11 protein-coding genes are annotated in these 11834 nt (G+C 63.5%); 8 read left to right on the top strand and 3 right to left on the bottom strand.

Annotated elements, in window-relative coordinates; translation table 11 throughout:
- Positions 1-55: 55 nt before the first annotated feature.
- The 4 genes from yajC to E3T47_RS04995 all read left to right on the top strand — a co-directional run bounded on the left by yajC (position 56) and on the right by E3T47_RS04995 (position 5695).
- Positions 56-442 carry a preprotein translocase subunit YajC gene (gene yajC, locus E3T47_RS05010; protein ID WP_134554825.1) on the top strand — a complete coding sequence of 129 codons (387 nt, stop codon included), beginning with the start codon at positions 56-58 and terminating at the stop codon, positions 440-442.
- A gap of 88 nt (positions 443-530) precedes the next feature.
- The gene (gene secD, locus E3T47_RS05005) at positions 531-2255 is read left to right on the top strand and encodes a protein translocase subunit SecD (RefSeq protein WP_134554823.1); all 1725 of its coding nucleotides are present in this window, start codon (positions 531-533) and stop codon (positions 2253-2255) included.
- The gene (gene secF / locus E3T47_RS05000; RefSeq protein WP_134554821.1) at positions 2255-3268 is read left to right on the top strand and encodes a protein translocase subunit SecF; all 1014 of its coding nucleotides are present in this window, start codon (positions 2255-2257) and stop codon (positions 3266-3268) included. The genes secD and secF overlap by 1 nt, the downstream gene beginning before the upstream one ends.
- A 171-nt stretch (positions 3269-3439) precedes the next feature.
- Positions 3440-5695, top strand: coding sequence for a RelA/SpoT family protein (locus tag E3T47_RS04995; protein WP_134554819.1), 2256 nt, complete (start codon positions 3440-3442; stop codon positions 5693-5695).
- Here E3T47_RS04995 and E3T47_RS04990 read toward each other — a convergent pair.
- From E3T47_RS04990 to E3T47_RS04980, 3 genes are all read right to left on the bottom strand, one after another.
- Entirely contained in the window at positions 5692-6309 is a 618-nt protein-coding gene (locus E3T47_RS04990) for a type IV toxin-antitoxin system AbiEi family antitoxin (protein ID WP_134554817.1), read from the bottom strand. The two genes, E3T47_RS04995 and E3T47_RS04990, sit on opposite strands and share 4 nt — an antisense overlap.
- Before the next feature lie 132 nt (positions 6310-6441).
- The gene (locus E3T47_RS04985; RefSeq protein ID WP_134554815.1) at positions 6442-7674 is read right to left on the bottom strand and encodes a DUF349 domain-containing protein; all 1233 of its coding nucleotides are present in this window, start codon (positions 7672-7674) and stop codon (positions 6442-6444) included.
- 110 nt (positions 7675-7784) lie between these two features.
- The gene (locus E3T47_RS04980) at positions 7785-8570 is read right to left on the bottom strand and encodes a peptidylprolyl isomerase (protein ID WP_134554813.1); all 786 of its coding nucleotides are present in this window, start codon (positions 8568-8570) and stop codon (positions 7785-7787) included.
- A gap of 107 nt (positions 8571-8677) precedes the next feature.
- Between E3T47_RS04980 and E3T47_RS04975 the strand changes: the two genes are divergently transcribed.
- The 4 genes from E3T47_RS04975 (at position 8678) to E3T47_RS04960 (ending at position 11796) form a co-directional block, all read left to right on the top strand.
- On the top strand, positions 8678-10018 hold the full coding sequence (locus E3T47_RS04975; RefSeq protein WP_134554811.1) for a replication-associated recombination protein A: 1341 nt from the start codon (positions 8678-8680) through the stop codon (positions 10016-10018).
- Between the two features lie 345 nt (positions 10019-10363).
- Positions 10364-10993, top strand: coding sequence for a 30S ribosomal protein S4 (rpsD, locus tag E3T47_RS04970; protein ID WP_134554809.1), 630 nt, complete (start codon positions 10364-10366; stop codon positions 10991-10993).
- A gap of 117 nt (positions 10994-11110) precedes the next feature.
- Positions 11111-11482: a DUF948 domain-containing protein gene (locus E3T47_RS04965; RefSeq protein ID WP_134554807.1), complete on the top strand. Its 372-nt coding sequence runs from the start codon at positions 11111-11113 to the stop codon at positions 11480-11482.
- Between the two features lie 83 nt (positions 11483-11565).
- Entirely contained in the window at positions 11566-11796 is a 231-nt protein-coding gene (locus E3T47_RS04960) for a hypothetical protein (protein WP_134554805.1), read from the top strand.
- The last annotated feature ends 38 nt before the right edge of the window (positions 11797-11834 follow it).

The raw sequence follows: 11834 nt of genomic DNA, 5'->3' as shown, positions 1-11834 counted from the left end.
CCCCCACTCGCAAACTTCGGCCACCCGCGCCGCAATCGGAAGGTTTCACCGCTCCATGGATAATCTCACTCTCGTCATGCTGGCCGTCCTGGCCGTCCTCGTCTTCTTCATGTTCCGCAACGGCCGCAAGCGCAAGAAAGACCAGGAAGCACTGCAGGCCACCATGGTTCCCGGCGCCGACGTGATGACCAACTTCGGAATGTACGGCACAATCATCGCCATAGATGAAGAGGCCAACAAGGTCGAGTTGCAGATCGCGCCCGGCGTCATCGTCGAAATTCACCGTCAGACCATCGCCCGCGTGGTCGAGCCTGTTGCCGCCGCCGACGACGTCGAAGACGACTCCGATAACGTCGATCCGCTCACTGAACCTGAATTCGGTCAGCGCGTCGCCGACTCCGACACGGAAACCACCGAACAGCCGAAAAAGGGCGACGCGTAGTTTCGCTCCGCACTCCAACGTTCGTACTGCATCACGCGGCGCGCCCACGCATTCTGGCGTGGGCGCCAACAGAAAGCTGAGTTCATAGGTGGCTAAGTCGTCGTCTCCGGCCAAAAAAGCCTGGCGTTCCCTGACCTGGCTGGGCGTGCTCATCGTCGGCCTCATCGCCCTCAACGCCTTTGGCGTGCTCACTCAGAACGGTTCGTGGACACCGAAGCTGGCGCTCGACCTCGAGGGCGGAACGCAGATCATTCTTGCCCCGCAGCTCGAGAGCGGGCAGACGGTCACGTCGGAGCAGCTCTCCGAGGCGGTGGGCATCATTCGCCAGCGCGTTGACTCCTCGGGCGTTTCCGAGTCGGAGATCAACACCCAGGGTGGCCAGAACATCGTCGTATCGATCCCCGGTACCCCCGACGACGCCACGCTGGAACGCATCAAGTCGTCAGCCAAACTCGAGTTTCGGGCCGTTCTGGTCGCGGGCCAGCCGTCCGGCCAGACCGTCGGTGCTGACGGCACCGCGACGCCGGTACCCGAGGCCACCGTTGATCCTAGCTTGTCGACCACACCGGCCGTCGAACCAACCGACGCGAGCGACCTCAACTACGTCACCCCGGCACTCCAGGCCGAGTATGACGCCTTTGACTGCAGCAAAATCAATGCGACAAACGTGGCACCGGCCAATGATCCGCTCATCACCTGCGAAGCCGACGACTCGGTCAAATATATTCTCGGACCGGTCGAAGTGGACGGGTCCACGATCGCGAATGCGACCAACGGCCAGCGCACCACGCAGAACGGAGCCACAACGGGCGAGTGGGCCGTCAACATCGTCTTCAACAGCGACGGAACCGCGAAATTCGCCGATGTCACCCAACGCCTGTTCAACCTCACCGGTGTACAGAACCAGTTCGCCATCGTGCTCGACGGGCAAGTGATCTCTGCCCCGGCCACGCAGGCTGCCATCCTCGACGGCAAGCCGCAGATCACCGGGTCGTTCGATCAGGAGACGTCCAAGGCCCTGGCCGACCAGCTCAAATTCGGTGCCCTTCCGATCAGCTTCACGGTGCAGAGCCAGGACACCATCTCGGCAACGCTCGGCAAGACTCAGCTGCTCAACGGCCTCATCGCCGGCCTGATCGGTCTCATTCTCGTCGTTATGTACTCGCTCGCCCAATATCGACTGCTTGGCCTCGTCACCGTCGCCTCGCTCGGTGTGGCAGCGGTGATCACGTACCTGCTCATCACCATCCTGTCCTGGCGAGAGGGCTATCGCCTGTCGCTGGCCGGAGTGGCGGGTTTGATCGTGGCCATCGGTATCACCGCCGACTCGTTCATCGTCTACTTCGAACGCGTGCGCGACGAACTGCGTGATGGTCGCGGGCTGGAATCGTCGGTCGAAGCAGGCTGGAAGCGCGCCTTCCGCACCATCGTCGCATCCGACGTCGTCAATTTCCTCGCCGCCGCCGTGCTGTTCGTGCTCGCGGTCGGCAATGTGCGGGGCTTCGCCCTGACCCTCGGCCTCACCACGATCGTCGACCTCCTCGTGGTCGGCCTGTTCACGCACCCGATGCTGCAGCTCGTAGCCAGGACGAAATTCTTTAACGAGGGCCACAAACTCAGCGGACTCGATCCGCGCGCCCTTGGTGCCGTGTACCGTGGTCGGGCTCGCTTTGAGCCCTCGGCGTCCATCTCGCCGACAAAGGTCTCTTCCTCGAGCAAGGAGGCCGCCAAACGACAGACCATCGCCGAGCGCAAGGCGTCTGAGCTCGTGGGCACCAGCACTGATCGATCGACGGACGGGAAGGATTCCTGATGGCCAGCTTCTCGAAATTCGGAAATGACCTCTATACGGGCGCTCGTTCGCTCAACATCGTCGGGCGCCGTAAACTCTGGTACCTGATCGCCGGCGGTATGATCCTCATCGCCCTGGTCGGCCCATTCCTGCTGCGCGGCGGCTTCGTCTTCGGCATCGAGTTCACTGGCGGAAGCCAGTTCGTCGTCTCGCAGGCCACGAGCCAGTCCGAGAGCATCGCAACGGATGCCGTGGCGAGCGTCGTTCCCGACGCCGTTCCAAAGGTCTCCACTGTCGGCTCTGACGGTGTGCGCGTGCAGACCGACCAGCTGTCGGAGACCGAGACGACAGGAGTGCGCGACGCTCTCGCAGCCGCCTATGACGTTCCGGTCACCGAAGTCGCCACCTCGTTCATCGGGGCTACGTGGGGGCAAGACATCACCGGGCAGGCGCTTCGCGCCCTCGTCGTGTTCCTCGTACTCGCCGGCATCATCATGGCGATCTACTTCCGCACCTGGAAGATGTCGGTGGCAGCCATGGTTGCCCTGCTGCACGACCTCGTGATCACCGCCGGATTCTACGGAATCACCGGCTTCGAAATTACGCCCGCCGCCGTTATCGGTTTTCTGACGATTCTCGGCTACTCGCTTTACGACACCGTCGTGGTCTTCGACAAGATTCGTGAGAACACTAATTTTGACGGGTCAGGATCGAGCCGGACCTTCTCCGAGTCGGTCAACCTCGCCGTGAACCAGACCCTCGTGCGTTCGATCAACACCTCGGTCGTCGCCGCTCTGCCCGTCGCATCCATTTTGTTCATCGGAGCTTTCGTATTGGGTGCCGGCACGCTGCGCGATATCTCGCTGGCTCTCCTCATCGGAATTCTGGTCGGTACCTACTCGACCATCTTCATTGCGTCGCCGCTCTACGCCCAGCTGCGAAACAACGAGGATGCCATTCGCAAACACGATAAGAGAGCCCTCGCGGCACGTGCGAAGGCGTCGGCCCCCACTGCGGAGAGCGTCACGGCCTAGTCCCAGCATCCTGCAAGACAGAACCGGTCGGCCCGCACGGGCCGGCCGGTTCTGCGTCTGATCGTCTTGTGATCGCCGGGGGCGTACGGTTAGGTCGCCCCGAACCGGCATAATTAGGAGTACGCATACCTGCCCGCGTGTTTCACCGGGCGTGACGTACGAGGTGAAAACATGACGGATACGACGGCCCCTTCCCCGGCGTCGCTGCGCCGTCTGGTGCCCCGGATCTTCTCCCGTGCCCAGCCCGCAGGGGCCGTCGACCGCTTGATTAAAACCGTGCGAATGAACCACCCCAAGGTGGACCTGTCGATCATCGAACGTGCGTACACCGCCGCCGAGCGAGCCCATGACGGACAGCTTCGTCGCAGCGGTGAGCCGTACATCACCCATCCCGTCGCCGTTGCGCAGATACTAGCCGACCTCGGCATCGGCACCAAGACCATAGCAGCCGCGCTGCTCCACGACACCGTCGAAGACACCGATTACACCCTGGACGCCCTGCGCGCTGACTTCGGCGATGAAATCGCGATGCTCGTCGACGGGGTCACCAAGCTCGACAAGGTGAAATACGGCGATTCGACCCAGGCCGAGACCGTGCGCAAGATGATCGTCGCGATGTCCAAGGACATTCGCGTGCTTATTATCAAACTCGCCGACCGGCTGCACAACGCTCGCACTTGGGGATTCGTACCCAATGCGTCCGCCGTGCGCAAGGCCACCGAGACCCTGGAGATCTACGCGCCCCTCGCGCACCGCCTCGGAATCCAGACGATCAAGTGGGAACTCGAAGACCTCTCGTTTGCCGTGCTCTATCCCAAGCTCTACGCCGAGATCGAAAGCCTGGTCAGGCAGCGCACGCCGCAGCGCGAGGAATTCGTGCAGCAGGTCATCGACACCATCAACGATGACCTGAAATCGGCGCGGATTCGCGGCAAGGTCGCCGGGCGCCCTAAGCAGTACTACTCGATATACCAGAAAATGGTCGTGCGTGGCCGGGAGTTCGACGAGATCTACGACCTCGTCGGCATTCGCGTTCTCGTGAACTCCGTGCGGGACTGCTACGCCGTGCTTGGTTCCATCCACGCCCGGTGGACACCGCTGCCCGGCCGGTTCAAGGACTACATCGCCACTCCCAAGTTCAACCTGTACCAGTCCCTGCACACGACGGTGCTGGGCCCAAGTGGCCGCGCCGTAGAAATTCAGATTCGCACGACCGAAATGCACCAGCGCGCCGAATTCGGCGTTGCTGCCCACTGGAAATACAAGGAACACGTCAACGGCAAGAGTGCCGGCGGCCCCGGTCCGCAGAGCGACACCGACATGGCGTGGCTCGCCCATATTTCGGACTGGCAGGCCGAGACGGCCGACCCCGGCGAGTTCCTCGACTCGTTGCGCTACGAGATCGGCGCCAAAGAGGTTTACGTCTTCACGCCGAAAGGCCGTGTCATCGGCCTGCCCTCCGGCGCCACCCCGGTCGACTTCGCCTACGCTGTGCACACCGAGGTGGGCCACCGCACCATGGGGGCCAAGGTCAACGGCCGACTGGTTACGCTGGAGAGCGAGCTCATCACCGGCGACGTCGTCGAGGTGTTCACTTCCAAGAACCCTGATTCCGGGCCGAGCAAGGACTGGCTGAACTTCGTCAAGAGCCCACGGGCGCGCAACAAGATTCGACAGTGGTTCACCAAGGAACGCCGCGACGAAGCCATCGAGCAGGGCCGCGACGCGATCGCGCGGGCTATGCGCAAGCAGAACCTTCCGCTGCAGAAACTAATGAACCAGGACTCCTTCGCGGAGGTCGCTGCCCAACTCAAGTACGAAGATGTGTCGGCTCTCTACGCTGCCGTCGGAGAGGGGCACGTCTCCACCCAGTCCGTGCTCGAAAAGGTCGTCTCGTCGGTGCAGAGCATCGAAGACAACGACAGCATCGACTTTCCGGTCGCCGCGCGCGGTCGACCGCAAACCACCCGCAACGGCGACTCCGGCGTACTCGTTCGCGGCGCTCCCGACATTCTGGTCAAGCTCGCCCGTTGCTGCACCCCGGTGCCCGGTGACAAAATCGTCGGCTTCGTCACTCGCGGTGCTGGCGTCTCGGTACACCAGGCGGCGTGCCACAACGTGCAGTCCCTGCTCAAGGAGCCCGAGCGCATGATCGAGGTCGAGTGGGCGCCCACGTCCAAGAGCCTGTTCCTGGTACACATTCAAATCGAAGCCCTCGACCGTTCCGGACTGCTCTCGGACGTCACCCGCGTATTGTCCGAGCACCACGTGAACATCCTCTCCGCCACCGTCAACACCTCGAGCGACCGCCTGGCGCTCAGCCGTTTCATCTTCGAGATGGGGGACACCACTCACCTCGACCGCGTGCTGAACGCCGTGCGCCGCATTGATGCCGTCTACGACGTCTACCGGGTCAGCGACGGCTAACCGGCAACCTTTGTCGGACTGCCCGATGGGGTTCGCTGTCTCAGCGCAGCGAGCGGTGCATTGACGGTGCCGAATCTGGCCACGGCGAGGGTGCTGTGGGCGGGGCTGCCTCGTTTACACAAGCGCACAGCCTCTGAGACATCGGGGTATTCACCGTAGTGCAGCAGCCGGGCCAGGAGCGCGGTCAGTTCTGTCGTTGTCGCCATCGACGGTGAGTGTGGCGTGTAGCGGGCGAGATCGACGGCGGTACGCAGGGGAGTGGTCACCCGTACACCGGAGATGGTGCGCACATCATCGGGGGTGCGCACAATCTCGCGCACCTGAGCCCGCGGCGACCACAGCGCGGTCGTGCGTGCCCCGATCAGAACACAGAATTGGTGGCGGCGCGGCTCCGGTGCCAGGCCGTAGATCCACGCTGCGGTCAGGCGCTCGGCGATGGCGCGGGGCGGGACCAGCTGACTGGCGGCGACCGCCCGGGTATCGCATCCGTCTATTTCATCGATCACGCACCAGCAATCAGCGACTTGAAAGACCTGCCCGTCGAGTCGGGCGCCATACAGTTCGGCGAGTGGCAGGTCGTTGACGGTGAGCACTCGTGCGTGTGGAGTAACCATGCCACGAGCATGGCCCTTAACCAGGATCAGGCCCCGGAGGGGCCTGAATCTGTGGACAGACCGGGTCCCGGCTGCTGCGTGTGGATAACTCCCGGGGGTACAGCGTGCTTTCCGGACCGCTGGGCGGTGGGGCTACTGACCGATCGCCTTGAGCCAGGCCTTACGGGCCTCGAGTGCTTCCGTGGCGTCCTTGATGGCGCGGGCGTTCTTACCCTGCTGCGCCGTGGCGAGTTCAGCCTCGAGCTTGGCGATCGCGTCATTCAACTGCCCGGCGAGGCCCTCGGTGCGGGCCTTGGTCTCGGGATTGTTGCGCTTCCAGTGGTCGTCGTCGAGTTTGCGCACGACGGCCTCCACCTTGCGGAGACGATCCTCGATCGGCTTGACCTGGTCGCGGGGAACCTTGCCGATCTCATCCCACTTGCGCTGGATCACGGTGAGCGTGTCACGCGCGGCGTTGCGGTCTGTCGTGCTGAGCAGGGTTTCGGACTCGGTTAGCAGTTCGAGCTTGAGCACGAGGTTCGCGGAGAACTCCTCGTTGTCCTGGGCTTCGACCTCAGTCTTGACCGAGTAGAGCACGTCGCCGGCGGCCTTGAACTTCGCCCACATCGCGTCGTCCTGCTTTTTGCCGCTGCGGCCAGCTTTCTTCCACTCGTCGAGCAGGGTGCGGTAGGCGCCGACGCCGTCGGCACCCTTGGGGGCGAGGGCCTCGGCCTGTTCGATCAGGTGCTGCTTCTTGGTGCGAACGTCCTTGTGAGCGCTGTCGAGCTCAGCGAAGAAGGCCTTGCGGTTCTGCTCGATCGTGGTGCGTGCGGCACGAAAACGCTTCCACAGGTCGTTGGCCTCGCCCTTGGGGATGCGCGGGGCGTCGTGCTGGTGCGCCTGCCATTTGGCAAACAGGGCGTCGAGGGCAGCGCTGGTCTGCTTCCACTGGGTCTTGGCCGGATCTTCGGCCGCCAGACGCTCGGCCTCGGCCACGATCTCGGCCCGCTCGGCGACGGCAGCAGCCGCTGCGGCCTTCGTCTCGATGCTCTGCTGCTCGGTGAGCTCGCTCACGGCACCGCCAAGGGCGCCGAGGCGTTCGGCTAGTGCTGCAAGGTTGCCAACGGCGTTGGCGTTGGCGACGGCAACGGTCAGGTTGGCGACCGACTTGGCGATGTCCGCGGCCGGAGCGCCACCCTTCGCGCGCTGCTCAAGCAGGGTGACCTGCCCGTTCAGCTCAACATACTTGCGTTCGAAGTAGGCCAGGGCCTCTTCCGGAGTGGCATCCGGGTACTGGCCGACGGCGCGTTCGCCATCTGCCTCGCGCACGTAAACCGTGCCGGTTTCGTCTACGCGACCCCATGGTTGCTGATCTGTCGTAGTCAAGAGCCTCACCTTTGCTGAGTTGTTGTGTGTGGATCCGCGGGAGTAGAGAGTGCGGGTCCAGCAAATACCCTGATAATCCTATTGCAATAGCGCAGTCGGATCGATCGATCCTACTGAACTGTTATGCCCGTGATCGTCGTCGGTACGACGGGGGAAACGCCGTCGGCATTGATTCCCGCAGCGGCGATCTGGGCTTTGATGGCATCGAGACCACTCGTGACCGTGCCGAGCACCGTATAGCCACCGGCCGAATCGGACGGGATCGTGCTGTCCTCATACACGATGAAAAATTGGCTTCCGTTGGAGAAACCGTTGTCTCCGGTTCGGGCCATGGCCAGGGTGCCGGCCGGATACACGTTGTCCGATGGCGCGTTCTCGACCGGTCCGTAGCTGTAGTCCGGGCCCCCGGTGCCGTCCCCGGCGGGGTCGCCGCACTGCAACACGAAAATGCCCTCAACGGTGAGGCGGTGGCAGTTGAGTCCGTTGTAGAAGCCTTCCTGCACGAGGCTGATGGTTGACGAAACAGCCTGCGGGGCCAGGGCGCCATCAAGCTCGATGCCCACTGGAATGTCGTTGAGCGTCAGGGTACCGGTCCAGGTGCGGCCTTCGGCGAGGGTGCTCGCGGGCACCTCGCCCGTATTCTCGCCGGCTGCGGACGGCGTTGGGGTTGCACTCGCGGCTGCCGTGGGCTCCGGTGTGCCGGGGCCGCCGTCGAAGTAGAACACCTGGGCGATCACAATGAGCGTCAGAACGACGAGCAGTCCGCCGCCAGCGATCAAATTGTCGCGCCGGCGACGCTTATTCTGGTGCTCGTGAACGGCGCGGCGGGCCTGGTAGGAACGAACTCGTCCGCGCTCTTCACGTGCCGCACGCTCAAGTTTGTAATTCGAAGCCACTTGGAACCCCTCCAGGGCCGTCGGGGTTGGCGACGACCGGACAAAACACAATCAGACTCCAACACGCCCGATCTCGTAGAACTCTACGCACAAACTACGCTGGAGGAATGTCGGATGCTCAACCGGGCCTGCGCAGTGGCGCGACCCCCCTCGCTGTACGAATGCGCCCGAAAACCCTGGACGAGGTCGCCGGTCAGCGTCACCTGCTGACGCCGGGCTCACCACTCGTGAGCCTCGCGAGCGACAAGACGGGGGAACGCGGCAGCGTGTCGGTCATTCTCTGGGGGCCGCCCGGCACCGGAAAAACCACGCTTGCGCAGGCCATCGCGCACAGCTCCGGGCGACGGTTCGTTGAGTTGTCCGCCGTGACGGCCGGCGTGCGTGATGTGCGTCAGGTGATGGAAGATGCCCGCACCAATCGCGATTTGTACGGTCTCGCGACGGTGCTGTTTCTCGACGAGATCCACCGCTTCTCCAAGGCCCAACAGGACACCTTGCTGCCTGGGGTCGAAAACGGCGTCGTCATCCTGGTTGCCGCGACGACCGAAAACCCGTCGTTCTCGATCATTTCCCCCCTGCTGTCTCGTTCCCTGTTGCTCACCCTCGAAGTTCTCAGCGACGACGACCTCGGCATCGTCGTCGATCGTGCCGTCACCGATGCGCGCGGCTTGGCCGACCGGTTCGAGCTCGAACCCGAGGCCCGCGGCGCGATCATCCGACTCGCCTCTGGTGATGCCCGAAGGGCACTGACCGCGCTGGAGGCGGCATCCGTTTCGGCCGAATCAACGCTCGAAGCGGGAGCGACCGGTAAGCCCGTGATCACGACCGATATTGTCTCCCTCGCCGTTGATCGTGCGCTGCTGCGCTACGACCGCAACGGTGACGAGCACTACGACGTGATCAGCGCGTTCATCAAATCGGTGCGCGGCAGTGACGTCGACGCCGCGCTGCACTATCTGGCGCGCATGATCGAGGCCGGCGAAGACCCGCGCTACATTTGCCGCCGCATCATCGTCCTCGCCTCCGAAGACATCGGCATGGCCGACCCGCAATCGCTCCTCATCGCCGTCGCCGCCGCCGACGCCGTGCAACTGATCGGCATGCCGGAAGGGCGCATACCGTTGGCCCAGGCCGTTGTGCACCTCGCAACCGCACCCAAGTCGAATGCTGCATACATGGCCCTCGACGCGGCGATCGCCGACGTGCGGGCCGGCAAGATGGGCCGGGTACCCAAGGGCATGCGCGACGCGCACTATCCCGGTGCCAAACGACTCGGTCACGGCAAGGGTTACCTGTATCCGCACGACGATGCGCTCGGCGTGGTCACCCAGCAGTACCCGCCAACAGAGCTGAAAACCACCCGATATTACGAGCCGACCGAGCACGGCCACGAGCGCGACATCTCCGCCCGCCTAATGAAAATCCGCCGCATCGTCCGCAACGAATAACTCTCCGCCCTCAGCTCTGGACTTGCAGCGGTGGCGGATTTCCCGCGGGGTTACGGATTGGATGTTGAGCGAGGAACGGATGAGCCGCCGCCGCCGTCTCGAGAGCTATTGCCTGCCTCGGGGAGCTGCGGTAGCGCATCCACTCGGATGAAGCGGTGTGCTAACCTTGCCCCTGTCTACAACTGGTTTCGGCATGCGGCTGCGTCCGTTTCCAGCTTGGAGGGGAATCGTTCTGTAGCCGAACATCCCATGGCACCCAATCCTCTGATCTCCCATGACGTTTGTGCTGTAGTGATACGCACTCGCCCTGGTATCCCTGTTATTGAGTCCGATTGAAAGGAAACCGTGTCTACCAAGTCACGTACCCGCAGTAAAACTCGCCTCTCGCGCGCCCTGGGCATCGCCCTCACGCCGAAGGCAGCCCGCTTCCTTGAGAAGCGCCCCTATGCACCCGGTGAGCACGGCCGCACCAAGCGCAAGACCGATTCGGACTACGCCGTTCGCCTGCGCGAAAAGCAGCGCTTACGCGCCCAGTACGGCATCCGCGAAGCCCAGCTCAAGATTGCCTTCGAACAGGCCCGTCGCCGCCAGGGACTGACCGGTGAGAACCTCGTCGAGATCCTCGAGACCCGTCTCGACGCTCTCCTCGTGCGTTCCGCGATTGCGCGCACCACGGCCCAGGCTCGCCAGATGATCGTGCACCGTCACATCCTCGTCGACGGAGAGCTCGTCGACCGGCCCTCCTTCCGCGTGAAGCCGGGCCAGCTCATGCACGTCAAGGCTCGCAGCGAAGGCATGGAGCCCTTCCAGGTTGCAGCAGCCGGCGGACACGTCGACCTGCTTCCCAAGCTCCCGCCGTACCTCGAGGTTGAGCTCGACAAGCTTCAGGCCCGCCTCGTGCGCGGCCCGAAGCGCATCGAGATACCCGTGACCTGTGAAGTCCAGCTCGTCGTGGAGTACTACGCAGCCCGATAACACGGCAGGTAGTTAACCGGTCGTCGACCGGTACGCTGTAGGGCGGATCACCTCAAGGTGATCCGCCCTTTCGCATACCCGGGCTCGTAAAAGGCCCCCGAATTGAGTGGAGTCACCGTGTCAGGTGGAGATATTGCCGGCCTCATCGCTGCCGGCGTGTTCGCGATCCTGGTCGCGGTCATCGCTATTCCTCTGGTTAAACTGGGCCGGGTCTTCGACGAAACGACCGCGGCCATCCACGAACTCAGCGACGGAATCACCCCGATGCTCGCAGAGACGACCGAGACCATCCGCTCCACCAACCAGCAGCTGACCAGGGTCGACACGATCACCAGCAACGTAGCGGATGTCACCGGAAACGTCTCAGCGCTCGTCGCGTTGTTCGCGGCGACGGTCGGCGGGCCCCTGATCAAACTCGCCGGCTTCTCGGCCGGAGTGCGGGCAGCCTTTCGCGCCGGGCGGCCACGGTCCGGGCGTAACCGGAGCTGACCGGCTACTCTGAACATGGCGTTGCTATTCTCGCGCCCGACTTATCGATAGCTACGGCTAGCGCAGATTCAGGGAGAAGTGCCATGAAGAACGTCATCTGGTTGGTCATCGGCGTGGCCGCCGGCTTCGTGGTCGCCCACGAGGTCAACAAGACACAGCAGGGAAAGCATTTCTTCACCGAACTCGACACCAAGGCACGGGAATTCGGCGAGGCCATCTCTGAGGGGTACCGGCAGCGCGAGGCCGAGCTGCACGCCGCGCTCGGCGACGACAGCGCCACCACTGGCACGGCACCGACAACCAGCGCACCGTAGGCGTCCATTCAACCGCCCGCATCCGCTCTCTAGGAGCT

The sequence above is a fragment of the Cryobacterium ruanii genome (assembly GCF_004404055.1).
GTDB classification, from domain to species: domain Bacteria; phylum Actinomycetota; class Actinomycetes; order Actinomycetales; family Microbacteriaceae; genus Cryobacterium; species Cryobacterium ruanii.
The sequence above is the reverse complement of the archived record's forward strand: the minus strand, read 5'-3'. Positions and strand labels throughout refer to the sequence as shown.

What these genes read in the sequence shown, in the direction of transcription:
- E3T47_RS04995 (WP_134554819.1), top strand. Translation starts at nt 3,440, where the DNA reads ATGACGGATACGACGGCCCCTTCCCCGGCGTCGCTGCGCCGTCTGGTG.
- E3T47_RS04975 (WP_134554811.1), top strand. Translation starts at nt 8,678, where the DNA reads ATGTCGGATGCTCAACCGGGCCTGCGCAGTGGCGCGACCCCCCTCGCT.
- secF (WP_134554821.1), top strand. Translation starts at nt 2,255, where the DNA reads ATGGCCAGCTTCTCGAAATTCGGAAATGACCTCTATACGGGCGCTCGT.
- E3T47_RS04960 (WP_134554805.1), top strand. Translation starts at nt 11,566, where the DNA reads ATGAAGAACGTCATCTGGTTGGTCATCGGCGTGGCCGCCGGCTTCGTG.
- yajC (WP_134554825.1), top strand. Translation starts at nt 56, where the DNA reads ATGGATAATCTCACTCTCGTCATGCTGGCCGTCCTGGCCGTCCTCGTC.
- E3T47_RS04990 (WP_134554817.1), bottom strand. Translation starts at nt 6,309, where the DNA reads ATGGTTACTCCACACGCACGAGTGCTCACCGTCAACGACCTGCCACTC.